The following is a 25722-nucleotide window of genomic DNA, read 5'->3' as shown; positions in this document are numbered from 1 at the left end:
CCCATCGAACGCATTTGCTGCTGCACTGGCGATGAAGGTGTCGTTACCCAAGCCGCCTGTCAGGTCTTGAATATTGGTATAGGTATCGCCTTGTGCATTGCCGCCCAGGCCAATCGCACCTGCAGTCAACAAATCAATCGTCAGGTTCGCTGTATCAGTCGCATAGCTGACACGATTGTGTGTACCGCCACCACCATCAAAAGCATTCGCTGCTGCGCTGGCGATAAACAAATCATCGCTGGTACTGCCGATCACGTTTTGAATCGAAATGTACTGATCGCCTTGTGCATACCCGCCAGTACCTGTTCCAGCCAACAGATCAACCGTCACTCCGCTGGTGGAAGCAGCGTAGCTAACGGTATTGGAACCCAGGCCACCATCGAAAGTATTGACCAGATTGCTGGCGACGAAGGTATCGTCGTAACTGGTACCGATTGCATTACGTATGCCCTGATAATGGTCACCGTCCGCATAACCACCAGTACCTACGCCGGCATTCAAATCTACCGTGACGCCATGACCATCGGTTGCTTTGATATAACTGACGGTATCAACGCCACCATTACCGACAAAGGAGTTGGCAACATTATTCGCGATGAACAAATCATCGCTGGTACTACCTTTGACATTCTGGATATTGGTTAAAGTATCGCCATCTGCATAGCCACCACTGCCCGTGCCAGCGACCAAATCAACCGTCACACCGGCATTCGAATACTCATAGCTGACAGTATTCGTACCCAGTCCGCCATTGAAGGCATTCGCAACAGAACTCGCAATAAAAGTATCGTTTCCGCTGCCGCCCGTTGCATCCTGGATATTGATGAATTTATCGCCTGCCGCCAGGCTACCTACGCCTGATCCCAGTCCGTTAACCAGATCTATCGTCACGCCTACCGTATCGTTAGCATAGCTGACGCGATTGTGCGTACCGCCACCGCCGTCAAAGGTGTTGGCATCGGCACTGGCGACAAAGGTATCGTCGAACGTGCTACCAATGACGTTTTGAATATTGATGAATTTGTCGCCCTGCGCAAAACCACCGCTGGTGCCCACGCCGTTTGCATGGAACAGATCGACTGTCACCGCACCAGTAGTCGATGCGCTGTAATCTACGGTGTTGGAGCCGGCGCCGCCATCAAATACATTCGCGGAATCATTCGCGACAAATGTATCGTTGCCACTACCACCGATGACATTTTCGATATTCGCCAGCCGGTCGCCATCAGCCAAGCTGCCCGCACCAGAGCCAAGTCCGGTTACCAGATTGACAGTCACACCTACGGTATCCGCTGCATAGCTGACCGTGTCTACACCACCCAAACCATCAAAATTATCGGCGCGATTGCTGGCGATAAATGTATCGGCATAAGCGGTGCCTACGAATTTTTCTATATTGGTATAGCTATTGGAGTAGGTCGCCAGATGCTGTGCATCAGCAGGCGTAAGTTCGATGCCGCCAACATTACGCGATGCGTCAACGATGACACCTGACAGATAACGTTCATAGCTAACAGTATCGTTGCCACCCGCACCACCATCAAAGTTCAAGCTATCGGTATCGGCAACAAACTTATCGTCGTGAGAACTACCGATTACGTTCTGGATATTTTTATAGGTGTCGCCCGCGGCATTACCACCCGCACCCTGGCCTTTGTAAAAATCCACTTCAACGCCGGCAGCTGAACCCGCATAGCTGACCGTGTTGATACCACCCATACCATCGAAATTATTGGCTTCCTGATTCGCAATGAACGTATCGTTGTAAGCACTCCCAATCACGTTCTGGATATTGATGTACTTATCACCAGTTGCATCATTACCGCTGCCCACACCGTTCAGCAAATCAACAGTCACACCTGACGTCGAGCTCGATGGTGAATTCGCATACGACACCGTGTTCGAGCCACCTGCGCCACCATCAAAAATATTCGCAACGCTGCTAGCGATGAAAGTATCGCTATAGCTGCTGCCGACTACATTCTCAATATTGCTGAACGTTACATTCTGCGCATAACCACCAGTACCAGTGCCGGTATTCAGGTTGACGTTAACCGCCGCGTTCGACGCTGAAAAATCAATCGTATCGCTACCAGATAAACCGCCATCAACTCCCTTGGTTGTAGCGCCGACGATGAAAGTATCGTCATGTGCGCTGCCGATTACCTTCTGGATATTACTTAAAGTATCCTGCCCACCAAAACCATCCAGCGCATGACCTGTATTCAAATCGACAAGCACACCTGCAGTTGAGCTTGTATAGCCAACAGTGTTGACATTACTAGCGGTGGCATTCACGCCACCAACCAAGGTATCGTTGCCGGCACCACCTTCGAAATAGGTATTGCCCTTGCCGCCATATATCGTATCGTTGCCGGTACCGCCATATAGGAAGTCATTGGCATTACTGCCAAAAATCGTCGTTCCCGCATTGTCCCCAGCATGCACAATGTGCGACAAACCTTGTGCCGGTAATACAAAGACACTTTCGCCCGTCACTGGATTGGCATACGACAGATCATTTGCGGTAGTCGCATCCTTGACCACAACTTGCTTGACGCTAGTCAGCGACTGCACACCATCGGCGGTAACAACCGATAACGAAAATGTTAGTTTGAAATCTTGATGAATAGGTGCGCCAGCATTTGGCGGTACAGTGTTGTACTGTAGCTCCAGCCCGTAATTCTTGATGTCTGGCGACACGGCAATTTGATACACTCCGCCACCCAACGATGTCGCCCCCACAATGCTCATGCCTGTGGGCACACCTGATACTGTCAGCGTCTGTACTTTGCCATCACCCGTGATTTGAATATCCAAAACTTTACTGAAGATTTCGACCGGCACATTGTTGCCGGCAGGTTGCTCATTGCCTGTCGCATAAATCGTACGAACGTCATTACCCGCATTGATAATCTGCGGAGCAATCTGCGCAGCGTTGGATGTATTGGTTCCGGACAGCAGTTCACTGCTACCACCACTACCGTACAACTTATCACCTATCTGCGTAGTACCAACCGTATTAACCAGATGAATAGCAATCGCTGGTTCATTCGGGCCGATGACAAACTCTTGCGGTGCCTTACCTGGACGCTCTGGCAGAATTTCAGCAACTTGTTTGGTCAAAGGCTGTTGCTGTGCCGCTTGTCCGTCAAAATTGGATTTGAAGTTATTGACCGGTGTCGTGTTGGCTTGCACCACATTGGCTAATTGCACCATGGCTTTACTGATGGCCGACAACGCAGCATTGGCTGCCTGTGCCTGGCTCGCAAGATCCTGTGCACCTTCGGTCTGACGATAGGCTGCATCTTCGGCGCCATTACCTCGACCATCCGAATTCACAGGTTCAGTACTGAGCACCAAAGGCTGATCGAGTTTTTGCAGTGGAATCTTGCCGACTTGATCCAGCATGTGGCTGGCGCTATCGCGGCCGCTGCTGAAATCTACCATGACAGTTGCATCCATCGCACCGATGGCACCGCCTGCGAGCACCAACTTGGTGCCATCATTCAGATAAAGCACCATATCGACGTCGACGATATGAATTTTCGCAACATCGCTCTGTGAAATTTTCAGTTGAAAATTACCACTTTGATCCGGCGTGACGACTCTGATCGGCGCACCGTTCTTGTCTACGGTGGACTGATTCGTACCCGACTTGGAAGCAGGAGCGGTTGCCATCTGAATTTCCTTCATTGTGAAACCGGCATACCCCCGGCCCATCAAAGTGATTACTGCAATATTTGAGCCCGTGGCCCATCAGCCACGATCTTGCCGTCATTAATAACGATAATGCGATCCATCTGGCGCAACAGCACCGGACTGTGTGTCGCCACAACCAGCGTGCGATTAGCGGCAAACGCGACCAGTCTTTCGATAATCTTGTTTTCTGTCACTTGATCGATGCCGGTTGTCGGTTCATCCAGCAACAAGACACTAGGCATGCCAGCCACCGCACGCGCCAGCGCAACCATTTGCCTCTGGCCACCAGACAAATTGCCCGGCGCAGTGATCATCTGATCGAGGCGTAACTGCCCGCCGCCCAATAAATCGTCCAGACAAGACACATGCAATACAGTCTGATAAATCCCCGTGCTGATGGTGTTGTCGACAAAGATATTGGAAGCCAGCGTGCCATCGAATAGAAACGGATCCTGCGGCTTGTAAGCAATCGAGCGCATACGTACAGCTTCTGGATAAGCGTTGACGGAAATACCATCCATCAAGACCTGCCCATCGTCTGCATGGTGCACACCCGCCAGGCAACGCAGCAATGTCGATTTACCGGAACCTGAGCGTCCGACCAAACCAACCTTTTCACCCGGATTGATCACAAAGGAAATCTGCTTCAGCATCGCTGGTTCGGTAGGTTTGATGCTGAAGCTCAGATTTGAAACTTGAATTTTTCCCTGTATCTGCTGGCGATCAACTTCGTTCGTTGTCTTGGCGTTTGGCCCTTCGACAAACAACTCTTCGAAGGATGCCCTCGCCTGCTTGAACGCATCGATACGCCCTACCACCAATGCAACCGAAGACAGCATCGATGCAGCACGGCCAGCCAGCATCGACGATGCAATCAAGGCACCGACTGTCAGCGAATTGGCTTCTACTAAATACACGCCGACGACCATCGTGCCTATCGTGATCAAGGTATAACCGCTGGATGAAATCGTATAACCCACAGTTGACCAGAAGCGGCTTTTTGCCTGCGTCACGGCCGATTGTTCCGCATCTTTTGCAAACAGATCAATCACGCGTTTTTGTAACGCTGATGTTTTAAGAGTTTCAATACCAAATACCAAACCGGCAAGCTTGTCGGTCTTGGCTGCACCTACGCCCATGCCTATACGTGCATAGTCGTTTGCCGGAATCTTGCACAGCAATTGCGCGCCGACCAACAATAGGCCGCCGACCAGTACTACCCAAACGATAGAACCACCGATCAAACCAATCGCCAGCAAATACAAAAGTAGGAATGGAAAATCGATGATGATCAGCATGTAATTAGATGACAGCAGATCACGCGCACCGGTGATATCGCGATACTTGGCCAGCACCACACCAACCGGCCACGACACACGTGCTGCCAACAATTTCTTGACGACTGCCTGGTCGAATTCGATATCGAACTTGCCTGCAAGTTGCTCAATATAAAACGTGCGGATCACGCGCAAAACGAATTCCAGCACAATGAACAACAACATACCCAGCGTCAACGCCCACAAGGTATCTGGAATGTGGTTACCAATCACCTTGTCGTACACAAGACGCGAATAAAGCGGCAACAGCAAACCGAATATATTGATCAAGAATCCGGCGACCACGATCTCCACCAATCGCTTGCCGTATGCACGCAGCAGCGTCACATACATCGGATCACGTGTAATGTTTCCGAGTGCATCGCTCAAAACACCGACGCCGACAGCGGCGGGAGCACCGGTGTCGGTTGACTGCGCGGCGGCAGTTGGAAGGTCGGGTATCTTGCTCATGACTGAATACTTCCTGCTTATTTATTATCAGTACGCGTAGCGAGTTCACGCATTGCTTCGCGCAACTCCAAACGCAAATCCTTGATCATCGTTTGGCGGCCATTCCGCATTTCTTCAATGATGGTCTGTGACATGACATTCTGACGAACTAGCGCTTCGCTGATGTTTGCCAAGGCTTGCGGAATCGCATCCAGACCTTTGATACGTTCGTTCTGCGTAGCCATGTGCTTGGCCAAATCGATCTGCAATTGACGTGCAGCCAAGGCATCGCGCGTAATGTTGCTGGAATTTTCGCCAATGACCGTACCAAGCTGACCGAGACGTGTCGCCACCGTCGAATGGATTTCCGCCTGATGCTGAATCGCATTCAACTCATCGCCCATACGGATAGAAACCTGCGACAGCAAGCCGGGTAATTGCGCAATGTGCTGTGCTGATTTTTCATGCACGCTGGCCAGATCGGCTTGTTGACTTTGCAGCGAAGACAAAGCTGACGACAACGCGGTCTGTCCACTTTGCATCGTGCCGACGATTTGCGGCAACACATCAAAGCTGCGCAACGCGATATCACCGTTGACACTCAAACGTTCACTCAACAGCGACAAGCTTTGTGTAATGTCTTCGGTCGATGCCAGTTTCTGATTGATCATCTGGCCAAGGTTGCGAATTTCTTCCAGCGTCTGCTGCCCGACTTCATGCATACGTGGTCCGAATGAAACCAGCTGCCGCATATTCTTCGATTCATCGATGCTGTCCTGGAACAAACGCGCTACAGTCGCAAGACGTTCATTCATTGCTTCCAGTTTCACACCCGCTTGCAATGAAGCGTCTGAACTATTGCGTGAAGTCAGCACTGATTCGCGCTGCAAGACCATCAAATCGTGCAGAAATTCAGTGAGGAAGGATTCGGAAATACCTTGGCGTTGCGATGCGCCCGGGCCAGACATTTCATGCACAACGTGCTGCACCATATCGCTGATGCATTGGCGTGCAGCCACCACCAGACGCTTACCAGCACCGCGCAAACAAACCAGCGTCAAGCCTAGCGTCAACGATCCGATCAAACCGAACATGGATGCACTAAACGCCGTACCCATACTGGCCAATGGTTTATTCAAATCGGCCACCAGATGCGCAAACGATGCATCCATGTCGCTACCTTGGCTCGCTTTGCCGAATCCATTAATCAGATCAGCGGTACTGACCAGGGTTTCCAACAAGCCGATAAACGTACCCAACAAGCCCAACGCGATCATGAAGCCCGTCAGATATTGCGGGAACTCCATCCGTGCTTCCAGATGGGTATGCAACTCAGCCAACGAACGTTCGATGGTTTCCTGCTCGATACGCGTGGTCAAGCGCCCTTTGGTATTGGCCACACTGACCAGCACCTTGGCAATCTCCGTACCTTCAAATGTTGGGTCCAGCACCAAATCTTCCAGCGACTCGCCAGCAGATGCGCGCGCATAGAATAATTTCAGTTTGTTGTATTCCCAATTGACCTTGTAGATGTCGTACATGATCAGGGCAACACCAAATACCGCCACCCCGATGATGAACAAATTCAATACAGGATTGATATGAATCGCGTGAAGAACGAAGTCCTTGAAAAGGATGCCGCCCGCCAGCAAAACGAGGGAAGGAATCATCGCAAGAAGGTAGTATTTGCGTAGCGTTTTCATGGTGCGGAATATTCCGATCGGGTAATTGAAATTAACATTGCTGCTATCAGGATTATTTTCATTTTCATCGTGGTTCACGCAGAGCAGTCTGCGTGAAACGATTTAACGGTGACATCAGGTATTGCCATACTGTGCGACGACCAACGACGATATCTGCAGTAGCCGTCATACCAGGCATGAGCGGTGTACCGTTGTCAGCATTCTTAAGGTGTTCCATGTCGCGTGTGACTTCGATCTTGACGCGATAGTGGCGCTCACCACGCTCTTCCGGCACGGTATCGGCACTGATCTCGGTGACCACGCCTTGCATCGAACCGTAGACACCGTAGTCATACGCGGTCACTTTGACGCGTGCTGGTTTGCCTATCGCCAATTCGGCACGGTCAGTCGGATTGACGTTGGCTTCAACCACAACCTTGTCATCAATCGGTGTCATTTCCAGTATCGGATCGCCCGGCTTGACGACGCCACCTACGGTATTAACGAAGATGCGATTGACTACGCCATCCATAGGCGCTTTGACTTCAGAACGCAGCACGCGATCATTGCGTGACTTCATCTCTTCCGACAGACGCGCCAGTTCAGTTTCTGCTGTCGTTAAATCAGCACGTGCTTCCGCACGAAAACGCGATACGCCATCCGCCACCTTGGCCTGCGCTTCAGAGATCGCAGCACGCAGCCGCGGAATCATCGCGCTGGTCGCATTCAAGCGACTACGTACATCCTGCGCTTTCGATTGCGCTTGAATGTCTTCCAGTTGAGATGCTGCGCTTTTGACATACATCGCATGCACTAACTGATATTGCTGTTGCGCGAGGTTGTATTCATCGGTCAAACTTTTTTGACGGCTAGTCGTTTCGCTCAGCTCAGCCTGACGTTGCGTGCTTTGTTCACGCAAGATATTCAACTCACCATTCAACTTGGACTGACGCGCAACAAATGCAGCTTGTTCACTTTGTACTGCTGCCGCATCCAGCGGTATATCAGCAGGCAAGCTCAGCTGCGTTGCGCCATTCGCCTCTGCCGTCAGTCGTGCGACACGTGTACGCAAGCCAAGTAGCTTGACTCTGCCTTCGCCTTGATCCGAGCTGGCGCGCACGTCTTTGATCGTGATCAGTATTTGATCCTTGCGTACCGCTGCACCTTCGCGCACAGCAATCGTCGAGACGATGCCGCCTTCCAGATGCTGAATGATTTGATTATGGTCAGAAGGAACAATGCGCCCCTGCCCACGCACAACCATATCGATAGGTGCGAAATACGCCCAAATAACCAACAAGAACAAAATAGCCAGCAGCCATAGCACGAATAGTTTTGGCCCTGGCATCTCGCGATGCATTTCCAAACCTCGATCCAGCAAAGGCACAGCCTTGCGCGTTGCAGTTTCTGCACGCTGAAGGCTGGTCTTGATAAAGCTGGCTAGTCGAGGAAATTTCATTTTGCTGCTGCAGAATATTGAATCACTACGGTCGAGTCGCTTTCCGCGCTTTCATTACCTGGTACAACACGACTAACGACACTGGTCGGCGCAACGCCAAGATCGATCAGGTAATTACGAACTGCGATCGTGCGGTAATAAGCGCGACGACGGCCTTCGGTATACGCAAGCGAACCAACCACACCGGTGATGACCAATTTTCCTTGGCGTGATTTGATCTTGTCAGTCCAGCTTTTGATATTGGCATCCAACGTTTTTGTGGCGTCATTGTTCAACTCCACGCCATCTTTATCAAAACGCAATGTGATCGCATCGGTACGACCATCGATCTTGATCCCGGCCAAGGTATCGACTGCAGTCGAGGTACGTGTCTTCTCAATCTGAATCGCATTAGTCGGTGCCCCTTCGTCGCTACGCAAACTACCAGCAGCTGATGTGCTTGTACTGTTCAGCTTCGCCTGCAGCAAAGCGACCTGGCCTTTTAATGCTGCGATTTCTTTTATCTGCTCCTGGCTCTCCAGCTTGAAGCGCGCGACATCGGGATTTTTGCCATCATCGAGACGGCTGATATTCGGTTGGTTCTTCGATGGCGTAGCGACCTGCTCCTGCAATTCTTTCTTCTCCATGAACTTCACGGCCTTGAATTGCGCAAGCTTCTGCGAGTAGTAGAACAGGGTCACCACAAAAACGACGACGACGAAAATCATCACCAACACGACATTGGATAACGCATCGACGAATCCGGGCCAGAAATTCTGTTCCTTTCCACCTTCCATCTTTCCCCCAAGGTTACGGCATTAAGGCTGCTGCATGCCTTCCACGAAGGAAGAGGCACGACCGGTATTACGCAAAATTTGATAGCTGATATCAGCCTGCAAAAACAGCAACTGCGCCAGATCAACCCGCGATAAATACGCTTGTTGATACGCATCAAGTACGTCGAGCAATTGCTTATTGCCCGTTGTCAGCTGTTCGAGAAACACGTCGGCGACACCTGCATTGGTTTGATACGCCTGACGCGCAATGACGATTCGTTTTCTAACCGCATCGAGCGTGCGGTAATTGATTTCTATCTGTTCCTTGAGCTTGCGCTCGATATCGGCTGCGGTATTCGACTTCTCGACAAACTTGCTGCCGATTTGTTTTTGATAGTAGTAGTCCGAACCACCGTTCAACAGATTCATGTTCATGACCAGCATGTAGCGTCTGTCCGTGGTCAGTATGCCGCCACCACCAGCGTTATCTGTCCGCGCCTGTGTAACTTCGACTGACAGGTTTGGGGAAAAACGCGAACGTGCCGATTTCAATTCTTCATTCGCTGCTGCGGCGTCCTGACGAGCCGCGCGCACAGCAGGATTGTTTTCATAAATAAGCGACAGTGCCTGTTTGGACGTCACCGGAACAATCGGCATCATCTTTGATGGAATGCCAAGTTGCTGTGAACGCACACCAGTCAATTGCACCAGTGTGATCATTGCACTTTCAAGCACGCCTTGCGCTTCGATCATGGCCGACTGTGCCGTCAACGCACGACCACGTACACGTTCGAAATCAACCTTGCTCGCACCACCGCCCTGCAAGCGTTTGTTCATGTAATCCTGCAAGGTATCCATGCGCTCGGCATAACTGCGTGCAAAGGTCAATGCGACGTAGCTACGCAGCAAATCGTAGTACGCCTTGATCGTCTGGTAGTACAAGGCTTCACGCGCATCTTCTTTGCGGAAGTCGGCAGCATCGGCCAGCGTCGCCTGCTTGCGATATTCAAAATAGGAACCTGGATTGAAAATCGGTTGACGAATGATGACGCTGTTGTCCCAGCGTATATGCGTATCATTGGCCACTGCTCTACCAGTGCTCAAATCTGTGTACGCACCAGGCGCTGAATACTCGCGACCACGCTGTCCGCGCAAATCAATCGTCGGCCCCATTTGCCCTAATGCCGCTTTTTTGCCATACACAGCGCCCTCTGCCTGTGCACTCGCCGCAGCGTAGCTATAACTGTTCTGCAATGTGCGTGCCAGAGCTTCTTCGAGCGACAGCATGTTTTGCAAGCGTCCATCTCCTGCCGCCACAATATCTTCCGGCAAGGCGACTGAAGCACTTGCAAATGCCTTGTCGGATTGGCGCAGTAATTGAATGATTTCATCATCCTTAGCCAAATCTGCGGCCTGATTCTCCGATGCTTTCGCAGCATTACCGCTATTACGCGGCTTCACTGACTTTGGTACATCGGAAGGTAATGGCAATGCAGGAGATGCCGGCGCTATATCTGCGCTCGGTGTTGGGGTGAGGCGTTGTACGTCTTGGGAAAATGGTTGTTCGCGCGATGGGGAGCGAAACAGATTTGAATCATTCAGTGCGGTTGAAAGTTGCAGCGGCTCTGCAAAAACTATTTGCGAGCTAATGAGAAGTTGAAGACCTGCGAGCAATCTTAATTTGAATGTACTTGTCATCTAACAACTGGCCGATCAATTCCGCCAACCGGCGATTGTGCTGCAAAAAGGTGCATCCAATGCAATCTCATGCATGCTGCTCTAAATAAGTTCCAAATGTGACAAAAGGTAAAATAACTTCCCGTTCTTACAAGGAAGTATTATAGGGGAACATGCCTGAGAGAATGCTTGCCGCACGACAAAGAAGTTGTAGGCGAACAACGATAAATCGCTCAGATTTGCTTAGATAAGCTATTGATTTAACAATTAAATTTGCAATGCGTGATATATCGACAACTCGAATTTACAATTCAATATCGTCAGCAAATCAAGTTAGCCTTGCAATGCAACAAATAGAGGTAACAAAGAGGTCGTGGAACACGAAGAAAGATTTAACAATTTCATTGTTACAAAAAATATTCGATGCAATTGTGCAATTACAAGCATTTTATTTCCTTGTAGAAATATTAATTTCCACAAGGAAATTTAATCAGCCTTTTTTCTGAAAATCAGGCCGTTATTTTTCGTCTAAACATCCAGTTTTTTTCATCCGACAAAGCCTGATCGAAGGCATAACCATCAACATTGAACGACTTTAGTGCATCAGGATTAACAATTCCTTCTGTTGCCGCATAACGCGCCATCAAACCACGCGCCCGTTTGGCATAGAAAGAAATCACCTTGTATTGCCCATTCTTCCAATCCTGAAAAACAGGCGTGATCACTGGCGCATTCAACAATTTGGACTTAACAACCTTGAAGTACTCTTCTGATGCCAGATTGATCAAAGCCTCCGATCGATGTTCGGCCATACGCTGATTCAAGGTATGCGTGACAGCATCACCCCAGAATGCATATAAATCCTTGCCGACGGGATTAGCCAGTCGGGTCCCCATCTCCAGGCGATATGGCTGCATCAAATCAAGCGGTCGCAATACACCGTACAAGCCGGATAAAATGCGGATGTGTGATTGTGCATAAGCGAGTTGTTGCGCGTTCAAGCTCGCAGCATCCAAGCCTTCATATACATCGCCATTAAATGCCAGCATCGCCTGCTTGGAGTTTTTCAGCGTAAATTTAGGCGACCATTCCGCAAAACGATTAGCATTCAGGGTCGCGAGAGGATCAGAGATACGCATCAAGCTGGCAATCTGATCCGGCGACGACTGTCGCAAGATGGCGATCAATTCTGCGGATCGCTTGATGAAATCAGGTTTACTGCTGATTTCCGTATGGGCGGGCGTGTCGTAATCAAGGGTTTTGGCAGGCGATAAAACAATAAGCATTTCTACATCCGGGCAAGAATAATTTTGACAATGATACCGAAGCGCATCGTACTCGACACAAACGTCTGTCTGGATCTGTTTGTATTTCGTGATCCACGCTGGACGCTGCTGCATGACGCGCTCAAAAGTGGGCAAGTGCAAGCCATCACGCGCGTCGATTGTCGCATGGAGTGGAACATCGTTTTAAGCTATCCACATTTGAAGTTGGACGAAGCAGATCGCGTGCGCGTCTCGGCAGAGTTTGATACCTTGATACATTGCTATCCCATAGCTGAAGTCAATGCAGAGTCGGCTAAATTACCCGTCTGCAAAGACAAAGACGATCAAAAATTCCTTGAGCTATCGCGCGATGAAAAAGCAGATGTGCTGATCACAAAAGACAAGGCACTACTGAAATGTGCCCGAAAAACGCGTCGTGACGGCTTGTTCGCTATCATGACACCAGAAGCATGGACGCTTGAAATGTCGGCACCGCCCCAAGCGATTGAATAACCCCATACCTTCAAACAATCAACATCGCATGCCTACTCTCAACAACCCTGCAAACGACGCGTCCTTATTCAATACGCCATCGATAGCGAGCAAGCTGCCGCAAGTAGGCACGACTATTTTCACTTTAATGTCAGCGCTCGCCGCAGAGAAAAAGGCAGTCAATCTAGGTCAAGGCTTTCCGGATTTCGACTGCGATCCGGCATTGCTCGACGCAGTAACAACTGCCATGAAAAATGGTTGGAATCAGTATCCACCCATGACTGGCGTAGCTGCACTGCGTGAAGCAATTGCACAAAAAATAGCATCCATCTACGACCATCGCTACAACCCGCAAAACGAGATCACGATTACTGCAGGCGCCACGCAAGCATTGCTAACCAGCATACTTTGCTGCGTCCGTACCGATGATGAAGTCATCGTGATCGAACCGGCTTTCGACAGCTACTTGCCGGCCATCGCGCTCGCTGGTGGCAAAGCCGTATGCGTACAAATGGAAGTTGATGAAACCGGCTATGCAGTGCCATGGGACAAAGTCGCAGCAGCCATCACTAACAGAACACGTCTGATACTGATCAACTCGCCGCACAATCCTACTGGCTCTATATTGCGCGCAAGCGATTTGCAAAAGCTCGCTGATATCGTCCGCGACACAGACGTTTTATTGCTGTCCGATGAGGTCTACGAACACATGGTGTACGACGGCATGCAACACGAATCCATATGTCGCCATCCCGAACTGGCCGCACGCACCTTCGTCGTATCCAGCTTCGGCAAAACCTATCACGTCACAGGATGGAAAATCGGCTATGTCGCAGCGCCAGCTGAATTGATGAAAGAGTTCCACAAAGTTCATCAATACAGTTTGTTCTCAGTCAATACGCCTATGCAGCATGCGATTGCGGCTTACATGGCAAATCCGCAGCCTTACCTGACCTTGCCGACGTTCTACCAACGCAAGCGTGATCTGTTCCGCGATGGTCTGAAAAATACACGCTTCAAATTATTACCTGCAGACGGCACCTATTTCCAATGCGTCGATTACCGTGCAATTTCAGATTTACCTGAGAATGATTTTGCGCAATGGCTGACTGCCGAAATCGGCGTAGCAGCCATTCCAGTATCTGCCTTCTATAACGAACCCAAGAATTCCGGCATCGTGCGTTTCTGTTTTGCGAAGAAGGAAGAAACACTGAAAACAGCACTAGAACGTCTGTCCAAAATATGAGGACGCGCCTGCTCAGAGAGCAGGCGCGTGAAATCAGCGCGGTAGCTGTTTCAACTTCTGATCAACAAAGGCTTGCAACTCAGGCGACAATGTTTGTGTTTCACGCGCACGCGTAAAAGCCTCACGCGCTTCTGCATCACGCTTATCTGCCTGCATGGAAATTCCCATCCCCATCCACCACAAGCCGCTTTGCGGCGTTTTGCGTACAGCCACCAGATAATGTTCTATCGCATCCTTGTGTCGCCCCTCGCGTTGCAATAGCGCAGCCAGGAATGCCTGATACTCTGCACGTTCCAGCGCATAAGGCAGGCTGCGCTGTAAAGTATTGATCGCCAATTGCTGATCGCCTTTTTCGACTTGCAAGCGCGCCAATATCATCGCAAAGCCAGTTTGCTTCACATCTAGATTCAACCCTTCTTGCGCATAGCGCATCGCATCATCCTGCCGCTTGCTGCTGATCAACAGAGCAATCAATGTTTGTCTCGCGGCGGCATTGGCAGCATCAGTTTGCAATACTTGCTCCAGCAAATTGATCGCCTCTGCTGTGCGTCCTTGCTGAACCAAACTGGTCGCCCTGCGATAATCATTTTCTGCGCGCTGTTGCGGAGTCAGTTCTTTAACTTGTTTGTTCAGTGTTGTTGATGTGTCCGTTGCTACTACTTTATTCGTGGTGGGTGATGCGACATTATTGGTTGCCGCTGCTGGCGCTTGCGCGTTTTCAACTGTCTTAGCTTTGATAGACACTGGCTGCGCCGACGCAAGGGGAACAGGAGTCGGCTTGATCGCAAGAGGTTTATCATTTTTAACTGAAGAGGAGATCGCTGCATTTTCCTGAGGTGGCGCACTCGCCGTCTGGATAGCAGCCGCATCAAGCAATGGTGGAGCTGATGGCGCTTCCGCTATTTCAGCCAACTCCGTTACTGCAGCTTGCGGCAACTCGTTCAAGTTCGATTCTGGCTTCAATGCAAATGGTGCTTGCACTGTTTGCGCAATCGGCAAGGACTTTACAACTGCTACAGGCTTCAACCAAAACCATGCCAACACGCCGCCCAATAACACGGCGAGCAATGCCGCAACCAGCCATGGTGCCCGCGACTTCTTCTCATAAGGGACAGCTCTGACCTGACCTGATATGCCATTGACAACACCATCTGGATGACGTTGCTCCAAGTCTTGCAACATTTTATTAATAATACTCATCGCAAATAAGCCCAAGCCATGCCTGATACGGTAATCAAAAGTGCTGCGCCTGCAAGCCAGGTCATCCATGGCCGCAGGCCATTTCGAGCCGCCTCTGTGTCTTTTACTGCCGCGTGTATATGCTGCGCTCGCACCTGCTGCTTGCCTTCGCCATAGGCCAGCATCAATGCCTTGTTCACAAGAATATTCGCCAAACGAGGAACACCGCCACTGGCGGAATGTAGCGCCCTGATCGCATCTCGCGCCAATAATCTGCTGCCTGAAAAACCCGCCACATTCAATCTATGTGCCACGTAAAAATCCAGTTCATCTCTGGATAAAGGTTGCAATTGATAGTGAAAGGTAATGCGCTGCGTAAGCTGTCTGATCGCATCCTGCTGTAACTTCACGTCCAGTTCCGGCTGGCCGAATAAAACGATTTGCAGTAACTTGCGTTTTTCCGTTTCCAGATTCGTCAGCAGACGCAATGCCTCCAAACTCTCCAACGGCATCGCTTGCGCTTCATCCAGGCAAAGAAGAACGCGCTTACCATCGCGTGCCAGTATCAATAAACGATGATTGATCGCCTTCAGCAATTGATGTTGATCGACGTCTTTTTCGAGCTCGATTTCCAACTCATCTGCCAATGCCAGCATTAAACTGCGCGGTTCCAGATAAGGATTAGGGATGTAGGCAGTGACGAAACCATCATCTAATGTCGCCAGGAATTTTCGGCAAAGCAGTGTTTTACCCGTACCGACTTCGCCAGTAATTTTGATAAAACCTTCGCCGCTTTTCGCCGCGACCAACAAGGTATTCAGCGCCTGCTGATAACTCGGGCAGGCAAAGAAATAACTGGTATCAGGCGTGATACCAAATGGCAGTTCTCTTAAACCAAAATGTTGCTTGTACATTTCAGTTTTAATCCCGCGCTCTATCACGCGGCGCCATATTTTGAATGCGACTCTGCGCGTCCAATATATCCTGCGCCCAACTGCTTTCGTTCTGGATGACGGTCGGTTTCAACAGAATCACCAGTTCACGTTTTTGCGTAGTCTGGTTGGTATTGCGGAAAAGATTACCCAACACCGGCACATCGCCTGCGCCCGGTATTTGTGAACGATCCGAACTGGTGGCTTGACGCATCAAACCACCCAACGCAATGATATTGCCGTCTTGCGCACGCACTACGCTATCTGTTTCAGATGTATTGCTCTTTGCCAAAGGAAGAATCAGCGTGCCTCCGCTAGTACCCAGATTGATGACTTTTTCAGAAGTTTGTACATCGCTGACCGAAGGATGAATATGCAAAATGATATTGCCTTGCTCATCGATTTGCGGCGTCACGTCTAGGACCACGCCAGAGAAGAACGATTGCAAGGTCACATTCGGTGTTGATGTTGTTCCCGTTACCGAAGTATTGATATTGCTGCTGACATTGGTCACGAAAAATTCATCCGTGCCCACTTTCAAGACAGCCTTTTGATTATTCAGCGTCGCAATACGCGGACTGGACAACACATGCACATTGCCCTGTGTTTCAAGGAAAGAAATCAAGGCAGAAAAATTCTTGGTTTGCAAAGCCAAGCCAAACATACTGCCCAAATTGGCTGTGCTTCCAACCAGATCCTGACCAGCGACCGAACTCAAGACACCACCTGCAAAGGTTCTGGCCGCGGTATCAATACTAGATGCGCCGGTTACCAAAGAACCATTAGTTTGCAACACAGTACCCGGCGCAACCGAACCGGCAGAGATACGCGTGCTACCGGTGCGAAATCCTGACCAGTTAATACCGGATTGGAAGCTGTCGCTCAACTCCACTTCCAGAATTTTCGCTTCCAGAATTACCTGGCGATCTACCGATAATTGTGTGGCTTTCAAATAGGTGGCAACACTACGTAACTCATCCGGCATCGCTCTGATAACGATCACACCAGATTGCGGACTGATCACGACACTACGACCATCTTTGCCATTACCGACAATGGCATCCAGCGCCATTTTCAACTCTGCCCAGAAATCGCTGGAAGAAGTTGTATTGACCCGGCTACTTTCCATTGCCGCCTGATTGGAAGTAGTTGGATTGGTACCGCCGGTATTATTCTGATTATTCGTATTCCCTGATGCATTTGGTTGCGAAGTGTTGGATCCACCAGAGATAACACGTGTATTCGACACCCCTTTACGATTACCTGTCAGATAGTTGACCTGAAATACACTGGTTTGCATCGTCAGCGGTTTGATGACAATACGCGATCCTTCTACCTTGTAATCGTAGCCATACAACTCGCGTATCGCATCCAGCGCCTCGAACAAAGTCACATCCTTCAACGTTGCCGAAATCGTGCCATTCACATCAGGATGCACCAGCATGTTGTAGCGTGTGCCTGTCACTATCGAATTGAAGAATTGCGTTGCCGGGACGTTATTGAATGTCAGACTGAAGCGCTCTTCAAGCGGTTGTCTCGCTTGTGGCAACTCGATATTAATAGGAGGTAGAAGCGCTGCGGATACCGCATCCTGTTTCGCAGGCTGCACATTACCCTGTACCGCTTTGGCCATTTCCTCGTTCATCAAGTCGTAGGTTGCTCGCTTGGACGTAGGCGCTGCACACCCGGCAACGAAAAGAACCAATATGGCTAATGAAAATTTATACACGCTTGCCTACCTCATCACTTCCGATTATCGGGATTTTGATTCACACGATTGGACATCAATTTTTTTCCAAGGCTGGGGAAAAGCTTCAGAGTCTGTAACTCATTGCCGTTACGCAGCACCACTTCGTTTTCTGCAATCTTGATCACTCTCGCACCACCAAACTGATCTCCCACCTTGACAGTCTGTCCGCTGATGACAGCGACACGACGACCGGGAGAAATAAGAACGGACTGCAACACCGGCCCACCGTCGGCACTCATCACACCACCTTGATCATTCACACCTGACGGCCGGGTCGGGTCCTGCAATTGCTGTGCTGAAGCAGTCAAACTCAAGGAGAGTGTGCAGAGCATTCCAGCTATGGATAAAAGTGTTCTCACAGATTCAGCCATTTCTTGTCCAGGCTTAATGTAAACAAGGTCAGCGTCAATGTCGCCCGTGGATACTCATCCACATTCAATTGCGCACTTCCCCAGAATATCTGCCAAGGCATACGCTCTAGCGATTGCATGTAATTGAGCATATCCATGTAACTGCCCTGCACCTTCAGCTCGACCGCATGTTTGAAAACCGCCTCCACGCTCCCCGCTTGCTCATCGCCTGTCTTCACGGTACCAGCCTTGTTGGGCAGAATCGCATCTATAGGCTCATTCAAACTTTTGACCGGCAAAGTCTTCAATGACACAAGCAATAGCTTGTTGTTTTTCTTTAAAACGCTTTCCAGCAGATCTGCCATTTTTTCCGGCGGCACCAAGCCTTTTTGCATATCGCTCAAGGCACCATTCATTTGGCTGGCACGCTGATTCAATACTTGCAGATGCTCCTGCATCATGCGATTAGGGTCGTCTGCTTGTGCTTTGACTCTTTGCTGAATCTGATTTTGAATATCAGCGATCTGCGACTGTTGCTGCCTGATTTGTTGCGACAGCTTGGTCTGCTTTGCATATTGCGGATCAAGCAATACGGTATTGATCAACACAACCAGAATCAGAACCGCCACTGTGAAAACAATCACGCGCTCGCGCAATGACAGAGCATCGATCTTGAGCGACCATTTTTGCCAGAATTGCTTCATTGCGTATTCCCTCCTGGCAGATTCGATTTCTCTTTGATGCCGGAAGAATGCAAATTGAAATTAATAAACGCAGGCGTCGCCGCTTTCTTGTCACCAGCATCTGGTGCCTTGTCATCTTTCTCTTTCGGCAAAGCCATTTCCAAAGTGGAGAAAGATGCGCCCTGCATCACGGGTTCTGATTTCAGTCGCGTCAAATACGCCGGCACCAATTCCGGACGCAAGGTACTGCCTTGTATGGAAATCTCGCTACCAGCTCCATGTATCGTTAATCCGGTCAGCCACACACCATCGATGATCTGACGCGCAAATGCACGGAAGTAATCCGCGTATCCATTGGTATTGCCAAACTCTCCCTTTCCCAACACATCCGACACTTGCTGTAAGGATTTCACACGTGCTTCTGCTTGTTGGAGTCGCTCCTCCAACTGCGCATCTTTTTGTTTTGGCGGATAGTCTGCCGTTACTTTCGCCAATTGATTTTTCGCCAGTTGCAATTGCGTCGTTATATTGGTCTGTTCATTTTGCAGACTGGACAATTGATAGCCCGTGTACGCCGTCAAAAGAATCCCGGCAAACAGAATCACACCCAAGCCCTGCAACATCGTCAGCGCAGAAAAGTGCTTTTCCTGCTTCAGGAAAATCGGATTGAAAAGATTGATCTGCTGACTCATGACGCCACCGACTCTGGGCGAAGCGCTGCACCTAACGCAAGAAAATACGCTTGCTGCACATCCGGCGATCTCAATGCAGGCACTTTGGCACAATCGAGGATAGTTTCCAGACTCAAGGCCTCAATCGGTATGTATAAATTCTCGGTCAAATATGCGAGCAAACCGGTTTCCGTCGCACCAAGGGGTGCCAACACCAGTTTGGACAAAGTAATGTAGTGATACTGACGGTCGAAGTGATCCAGTGAGCGCTGCAATTCCAGCGTAATACGCTCATAGCAGGATTTACGCTGCTCCTCATCTGTTTGCAGCAATTGCGCCAAGCTGACATCGATACGTCGAGACAGATACAAATCGCCGCCATACGATACCGTCAGCAAACCACCTTCTGCATCAAATGACAGCAAGGCCAAGCCACGTCCTTCCGGCTCCAGCAAGGCCGCAATATTACGTTGCGCCATTTCCGGAATATCGATCACGCGCAATGCCAACTTTGCTTCACTGAACAAGGTCTGACGTTGTTCGATGGCTTGATTACGTGCAGCGACCGCATACATCAAATGATTACGATTGCCTGCACTTTTATCGAGCGGCACATCCAGCACATCAATGGTGGCATCATCAATATGAAAATCCAGCATATCCTTCAAACGCCAGCGTATCGCCGTTTTCAATTCATCGACAGGCACATTCGGTGCCTCAACCGACAGAAGTTGATATTCATTCGCCGTCAGCAGATTCGTAAAGCTATAACGTTCGGCCCGCAATTCTTTCGCCAATCGAGGCAAGGCATCGGAAGGTGTCGTTCCATCCAGAGAGAAACGCGCCGCTACTTCCACCAAAGGCTTGGTAGAAGGCGAACGTTTGATGCTTGTCACATAGATGCAATCCTGCGCTATGTGAACAATCAACCATCCTGTAAATTTTTTGTTCTTGTCAAACAAACCCATGCCGGTATCTTTGCTAAAACTTGCGTCGAATCAGATGCGATGTTTAAAAAATCACATTTTCTTCATCATAAAAGGAATGACGGTAATCGCAGTCATTCAATTGTTAATTCTGGTTAAGCGTGAATCACACAACGCCATATTTCAACTCGGCTTACTGCTTAAATCTGTTATTACTGCACTTGTACCTGTAATACCCTTTGCACATAATCGCCGCTGTTCGGTGCTGGATTGGGACAAACTCCGGCTGGCGTCGGCTGGCTGCAAGCAGTCGCTTGTATCACCGCAGTAGGAATATTCAAGCCCAGTCCATTATCGACTACGCACGTCACCGTCACAGTAAAATTCGACAGCGAGGTTCCCCCAGGTAAAGCAATATTCGCGGCACCAGCACAAGCGCCCGTTCGCAACCTTTGAAACAAGCCCCATTCAATTCCTGCCCGTGCCGCCTGATAGGCACGTACACCTTGCACATCTAGGGCAGAGCTTTGATACTGAATAGTGGAAACTTTCACGATTGCAGCTCCCAAGGCAGCAAGTACAACCAATAGAAATATCGCACTGACCAAACTAAAACCATGCATGCGATGTAAACCAACCGAGAGCTTACCTAGAACTTTTCGCTGAAAAATCATGGTGTATTGTCCACATGAAGCTGATGGAACAAAGTAACCTCGCCGCTATCCGCATCACGTCGCATGCTCAAGGTAATTCCCACCAGCGCACTACGTGCGTTCGCTACCGTTGTGTAATCAAATCTGCAAGCCGTCACATTCGCAGCCAGCAATCCAAATGCAGCGCCAGCAAGTGGCGCTGCATTTGCATTAAGCGGCTGTGCAGCCTGAATCGCATATCTATTAAATCTTGTCAGCGACCCTGCATCCAAATCACACATATACGTCACTGGCGTACTAACAACCTGGAAGCGATTACCAGGCGAACGCATAGTCGGCACTTGTAATGCAAACGGATTAGCTGCCAATGTAATTGTTCGCGTACCTGAATTAACCGCTACAACTGCCGCCCGATTGCAAGGGCCGGGACAGTTATAAGCATCCGCAGGCGCCTGCCCCGCACCCAGGTTATAAACTACGATTTGATCGCCAGCCACAATTTGCTGAGAGCCTGCTCCAACCAATGGCCCTACTACTCTAAAATTTAGATCTGCTGCATCAATAAAATTGAGAACGTCACCATTCAAGATGCCATCCTCGTCTGCCAAATATCGACCACCTGTACGCGTCAATAAAAACTCAAGAAACGTATTATTACCAACATTAACAATGCGAATACTATTCGGCAAAGCTAGGCGCAAATCACGCGACATGCGACGTACTGCAGTATCAGCTTCATCCGTCAGCTCAGCTCGACTCACACTATTGACATAGCCCTCCACTGGCGCGCGAATAAATACAGCAACAATCGCCGCAACAATCCCAGTGATGACAATCACAATCACCATCTCAACCAGAGTAAATCCGCGCTGACGTCCAGTCGATGTCAGGAACAAGGAGAAAAGTTGCTTGTTCATGGCATCCAATTCGGTGCGTACTGAGTCCGATAACCATCTAGCCGGATTGTTTCGGTGCCGTATGCAACCTCAATCGTAATCAACAGTGATGCGTTCGCAGGCACATTTCCCAACGCTTGCTGTGAAATCGTAAGCCTTGCAGCATAGTTGGCCAAATTAGGGGCATTTACTCCATTTACATCTGCAATCGCAATCGCTTGCGGCACATCAAATGCTGCAACGAAATCATTCACATTATCGAGATTGCCATTCTCCGGTCCAGCAACTTCTGCGATGGTGCAAGCTCCTGCACTCGTTTCAGCATTTGGATCTGTAGGATCACAAAAAGTAAAACGCGCCGACGACACTCTCTCCATCAGCGCTTCTGCTATCGACAAGGCTTGCTTACGCAATTGCGGATCGACGCTATTACTTGCCGTCATATTCAAGACCTGCAGAACTCCAATTACCGCAACACCGACGATGACAATAAATATCACCAGCTCCACCAGAGTGAAACCGGACTTCATCCATCGCGGTTGTAAACGATGCCTAGTGAACATAACCAGTTTCCGGTTCAACAACGATGGTTCGAACCAAATCACCGCTTGTCAACGTAATGTTCAAAAGCGCAAAACTGGATACCGGATCAACATCACTAACATTGAATGGGCGCCCTAAAGCGTTGAAAAAAAAAGTTGACTCAGCAGGCGCTACAACAACGTTATCGGGAATCGCTGCACACATCCATGCCGTGTTATTTCCACACACGGGCAATGCTCTGCGTGCAGCGGGCCCAAGGACAGGTATATTGCAAGCTGCATCAAAACATAATGCAAGCCTACCGCCCCCCAAACCAACAAAAACTGGCCTGTTTTGTGCAATCGCCGTTTTTTGAGCGTAACGCAACGTTGCCTGCGCCTCATCGCCAAAAGCACGAATATCAAATGTATTTCGGTCGAAAAAACGCGGTAGGATAAAAACCGAAAGAATGCCAAGCAGAATCAAAACCAAAATAAGTTCGATCAAGGTAAAACCAGCATCGAACAAATGGCGTTCATCTCTCACGACATCTCCAAATCTACATATAACAAACCCGCGCCAGCTAACAGGCACGGGCTTCAACAAGCGACTTGTAAATTAACAACCGGACTTATCGGCCACAATCCCAGGTGCACTGCCTGCGGCCGCTGGTGCAGTATAGGTAACAATGCAAGTAGCAGGAGTTGTTGCTTTATTCAAGCTAAATACGCCGCCAGCAAGAGTAAAGCCATCCTGAGCCGCCAATGCCGTCCCGATACTTGCTGTAGTTGGATAACCATTTACTACGGCAACTTGCGTACCATCCATCGTAATGTTTCCATTAGGAGTAGTTGTAATCAAAGATTGAGCATGCGCAAGAGCAGAGGCCGCTTGCACTGCGCCCAACATCCCATCTAATGCTGCGTCACGTGCTTGCTTCCCTAGATCGATAAAGCGCGGAATAGCCGTCGCTGCCAAAACACCCAGAATGACAATCACGACAACCAATTCGATCAACGTAAAACCTGCTTGTTGTTTGGAAAAAGACTTCACTTTCATTTTAAAACTCCCTGTAAAAATAATAAATTTGCTTAATTCCATGCATAAGGAACGATCTGCTCCAGCACTACACCTTCAACTACCTTTCCAGAAATCGGTCGTTCCGCAACTGGAAAATTCTTTACTGCTAACACTAAATTTGTTTTAAAACGCAACTGAGGAGGCACTTCATTGGCATTACCTGAAACCACATGGTTATGCACGAAATACACTAAAGCGCGCGCACTCAAATCGAAATACCACTTCCCAGATACGTCTTCATCCGGTATCTGATCAAAATATTCTCCTGCATAGTTAGCTGGTTTTTGTGCAAGCCATTCCATAGGATTCTGCTTTACAAGCTCACTCGCTTCGCCAAGTTGGTTGCTTGCAATCAACGACGCAAAACGTAGCTGCAATACACTTTGCAACACACCAACCGTTTGTTCCACAGCGGCTTTTTCCGCCATTCGCTGGTAAAACTGCACACGATTCAACAATATCGTCGACAGTACTGCAACAATGCATGCAACAACCATCAACTCCAGCAGTGTGAAACCAGTACGCTTAGCAAACTGAAAATCCCGTAACGAATCTAGCATTAGCGACCCATCGCTACCTTGCCCAAATCCCAAATCGGCAAGAACACGCCCAAGGCCAGTATCAATACCAATATTCCCAAACCAATAATCAAGATCGGCTCGATCTGCGCAGAGAGCGTCTTCAATTCATAATCCACTTCGCGCTCGTACATCGCCGCGACTTCATCCATCAAACTATCCAGTTCACCGGTTTCTTCACCGACTGCAATCATTTGTATGACGACCGGTGTAAACACACCCGTAGTCACGGCGGTCCGCAAAATACTTTCACCCCGCTCGACGCCATCACGCATTTGTTCGACGCGACTAGCGATATAACTGTTATCCACCGTCTGCGCGACCACGTTCAAGCCTTGTACTATCGGCACGCCGCTCTTGCTGGACAAGGCAAAGCTGCGCGCAAAGCGCGCTAGCGTACCTTTCAACATTATTTTTCCAGCAATAGGAATGCGCAGCTTGGTTTTATCCCATTGATACTTGCCGCTAGTTGTGCCGATATACATCTTGAAAGCAACTGCCGCACCCAAAGCCAGTGCCAAAATCACTGGCCAATACTCCACAGTGAAATCCGATACGCCGATCAAGAGCTTGGTCATGAAAGGCAATTCCGCCTTGAAGCCGGCATATACCTTGGCAAAAGTTGGAATGACGAACAGATTGATCACAGCCATTGCCACGCACAAAGCCGAGACGACGAACATCGGATAACGTAATGCAGTGCGGACGCGTTGACGCATCTCGCGATCGAACTCCAGATAATCAAACAAGCGCAGGAACACTTCTTCCAATCGCCCGGTCATCTCGCCGACGCGCACCATGCTGGTATAGAAAGGAGTAAATATTTTTGGATGGCGACGCATTGCGGCGGATAACTCACGCCCGGCATCCAGCGATTCGCGCAAATCCTTGATGACACGTCCAAAGGATTTATTGATCGCCGATTCCTGCAGCCCTGCCAGACTGCGCATGATGGGCACGCCAGCCTTCAGCAAGGTGTACAACTGACGGCTGAAGAGTTGCACATCGATAGAGCGTACTTTTTGTTCGGTCAGCTTGCTCCACCAACTATCGACATCATTGCCAGCAGGTTTGCTGGTGAGGACGATTTCAACCGGCGTGATACCTGTGCTGAAGAGTTGATCGGCGACGCCTCCGCTATCTGGACCTTCCAGAACACCTTGCAGCATTTCGCCACGAGCATTTCGAGCTTTGTACGCAAAAAACGGCACATCGATTCCTAAGATGAGTTCTTGCGCGAGAGTAATAGAAAAATGCTTATGCACCAAAGCGAATAAGCTTATTTAACAAAAATTGACAAATATATTGGAAGGAAGTGCACACAAATTTCCGCGTGGAAACTTATTATTCATCATCCCGCTTTTATCAAGCAAGTAGCTCGAAATAAAAGAAGCTGTTTCTCCCATCATTCACATTGAAAATGTGGCCGCCAGCATTAGACCAAACAAGCGGAGAAGA

General features: G+C 49.4%; 23 protein-coding genes. 2 read left to right on the top strand and 21 right to left on the bottom strand.

Annotated elements, in window-relative coordinates; all coding sequences use genetic code 11:
• From AC07N2_RS12360 to yaaA, 7 genes are all read right to left on the bottom strand, one after another.
• Positions 1-3681: beta strand repeat-containing protein (locus AC07N2_RS12360; protein WP_494778530.1), on the bottom strand; the 3681-nt coding region annotated here is incomplete at its 3' end.
• 50 nt (positions 3682-3731) lie between these two features.
• Positions 3732-5489: a peptidase domain-containing ABC transporter gene (locus tag AC07N2_RS12355; protein ID WP_494778529.1), complete on the bottom strand. Its 1758-nt coding sequence runs from the start codon at positions 5487-5489 to the stop codon at positions 3732-3734.
• 17 nt (positions 5490-5506) lie between these two features.
• On the bottom strand, positions 5507-7171 hold the full coding sequence (locus AC07N2_RS12350; protein ID WP_494778528.1) for a biopolymer transporter ExbB: 1665 nt from the start codon (positions 7169-7171) through the stop codon (positions 5507-5509).
• Between the two features lie 64 nt (positions 7172-7235).
• A complete protein-coding gene (locus AC07N2_RS12345; protein WP_494778527.1) occupies positions 7236-8609 on the bottom strand; it encodes an HlyD family type I secretion periplasmic adaptor subunit in 1374 nt (457 codons plus the stop codon).
• Positions 8606-9385: an OmpA family protein gene (locus tag AC07N2_RS12340; protein WP_494778526.1), complete on the bottom strand. Its 780-nt coding sequence runs from the start codon at positions 9383-9385 to the stop codon at positions 8606-8608. Before AC07N2_RS12340 ends, AC07N2_RS12345 begins: the two co-directional genes overlap by 4 nt.
• Positions 9386-9406: 21 nt before the next feature.
• Positions 9407-11062 carry a TolC family protein gene (locus AC07N2_RS12335; protein ID WP_494778525.1) on the bottom strand — a complete coding sequence of 552 codons (1656 nt, stop codon included), beginning with the start codon at positions 11060-11062 and terminating at the stop codon, positions 9407-9409.
• A gap of 488 nt (positions 11063-11550) precedes the next feature.
• The gene (gene yaaA / locus AC07N2_RS12330; protein ID WP_494778524.1) at positions 11551-12327 is read right to left on the bottom strand and encodes a peroxide stress protein YaaA; all 777 of its coding nucleotides are present in this window, start codon (positions 12325-12327) and stop codon (positions 11551-11553) included.
• Between the two features lie 30 nt (positions 12328-12357).
• On the opposite strand from yaaA, the gene AC07N2_RS12325 reads away from it, so the two are divergent.
• Complete coding sequence (locus AC07N2_RS12325; protein ID WP_494779249.1) at positions 12358-12819, top strand: putative toxin-antitoxin system toxin component, PIN family; 462 nt, start codon at positions 12358-12360, stop codon at positions 12817-12819.
• Positions 12820-12847: 28 nt separating this feature from the next.
• On the top strand, positions 12848-14044 hold the full coding sequence (locus tag AC07N2_RS12320; protein ID WP_494778523.1) for a pyridoxal phosphate-dependent aminotransferase: 1197 nt from the start codon (positions 12848-12850) through the stop codon (positions 14042-14044).
• Positions 14045-14077: 33 nt separating this feature from the next.
• Here the strand turns inward: AC07N2_RS12320 and AC07N2_RS12315 are convergent, their stop codons facing one another.
• From AC07N2_RS12315 to AC07N2_RS12250, 14 genes are all read right to left on the bottom strand, one after another.
• The gene (locus AC07N2_RS12315) at positions 14078-15244 is read right to left on the bottom strand and encodes a tetratricopeptide repeat protein (protein ID WP_494778522.1); all 1167 of its coding nucleotides are present in this window, start codon (positions 15242-15244) and stop codon (positions 14078-14080) included.
• A complete protein-coding gene (locus AC07N2_RS12310) occupies positions 15241-16137 on the bottom strand; it encodes an ExeA family protein (protein WP_494778521.1) in 897 nt (298 codons plus the stop codon). The genes AC07N2_RS12315 and AC07N2_RS12310 overlap by 4 nt, the downstream gene beginning before the upstream one ends.
• Before the next feature lie 7 nt (positions 16138-16144).
• Entirely contained in the window at positions 16145-17800 is a 1656-nt protein-coding gene (mshL, locus tag AC07N2_RS12305; protein WP_494778520.1) for a pilus (MSHA type) biogenesis protein MshL, read from the bottom strand.
• A gap of 98 nt (positions 17801-17898) precedes the next feature.
• Positions 17899-18219 carry an MSHA biogenesis protein MshK gene (locus AC07N2_RS12300; protein WP_494778519.1) on the bottom strand — a complete coding sequence of 107 codons (321 nt, stop codon included), beginning with the start codon at positions 18217-18219 and terminating at the stop codon, positions 17899-17901.
• A 41-nt stretch (positions 18220-18260) separates the two neighbouring features.
• The gene (locus AC07N2_RS12295) at positions 18261-18959 is read right to left on the bottom strand and encodes an MSHA biogenesis protein MshJ (RefSeq protein WP_494778518.1); all 699 of its coding nucleotides are present in this window, start codon (positions 18957-18959) and stop codon (positions 18261-18263) included.
• A complete protein-coding gene (locus AC07N2_RS12290; protein WP_494778517.1) occupies positions 18956-19630 on the bottom strand; it encodes a PilN domain-containing protein in 675 nt (224 codons plus the stop codon). Before AC07N2_RS12290 ends, AC07N2_RS12295 begins: the two co-directional genes overlap by 4 nt.
• Positions 19627-20505, bottom strand: a complete 879-nt coding sequence (locus AC07N2_RS12285) for an agglutinin biogenesis protein MshI (protein ID WP_494778516.1) — start codon at positions 20503-20505, stop codon at positions 19627-19629. Before AC07N2_RS12285 ends, AC07N2_RS12290 begins: the two co-directional genes overlap by 4 nt.
• 242 nt (positions 20506-20747) lie before the next feature.
• Positions 20748-21209, bottom strand: coding sequence for an agglutinin biogenesis protein MshP (locus AC07N2_RS12280; protein ID WP_494778515.1), 462 nt, complete (start codon positions 21207-21209; stop codon positions 20748-20750).
• Positions 21206-22105, bottom strand: coding sequence for a prepilin-type N-terminal cleavage/methylation domain-containing protein (locus AC07N2_RS12275; protein ID WP_494778514.1), 900 nt, complete (start codon positions 22103-22105; stop codon positions 21206-21208). Before AC07N2_RS12275 ends, AC07N2_RS12280 begins: the two co-directional genes overlap by 4 nt.
• Complete coding sequence (locus tag AC07N2_RS12270) at positions 22102-22614, bottom strand: type II secretion system protein (RefSeq protein ID WP_494778513.1); 513 nt, start codon at positions 22612-22614, stop codon at positions 22102-22104. Before AC07N2_RS12270 ends, AC07N2_RS12275 begins: the two co-directional genes overlap by 4 nt.
• Positions 22615-22636: 22 nt before the next feature.
• Positions 22637-23152 carry a prepilin-type N-terminal cleavage/methylation domain-containing protein gene (locus AC07N2_RS12265; protein ID WP_494778512.1) on the bottom strand — a complete coding sequence of 172 codons (516 nt, stop codon included), beginning with the start codon at positions 23150-23152 and terminating at the stop codon, positions 22637-22639.
• A 72-nt stretch (positions 23153-23224) separates the two neighbouring features.
• Positions 23225-23707: a type II secretion system protein gene (locus AC07N2_RS12260; protein WP_494778511.1), complete on the bottom strand. Its 483-nt coding sequence runs from the start codon at positions 23705-23707 to the stop codon at positions 23225-23227.
• Positions 23698-24246 carry a type II secretion system protein gene (locus AC07N2_RS12255; RefSeq protein ID WP_494778510.1) on the bottom strand — a complete coding sequence of 183 codons (549 nt, stop codon included), beginning with the start codon at positions 24244-24246 and terminating at the stop codon, positions 23698-23700. Before AC07N2_RS12255 ends, AC07N2_RS12260 begins: the two co-directional genes overlap by 10 nt.
• Positions 24246-25475, bottom strand: coding sequence for a type II secretion system F family protein (locus AC07N2_RS12250; protein ID WP_494778509.1), 1230 nt, complete (start codon positions 25473-25475; stop codon positions 24246-24248). The genes AC07N2_RS12255 and AC07N2_RS12250 overlap by 1 nt, the downstream gene beginning before the upstream one ends.
• Positions 25476-25722: the final 247 nt, after the last annotated feature.

The organism is Herminiimonas sp. GW821-FHT09C12 (assembly GCF_059416385.1).
The sequence above is the reverse complement of the archived record's forward strand: the minus strand, read 5'-3'. Positions and strand labels throughout refer to the sequence as shown.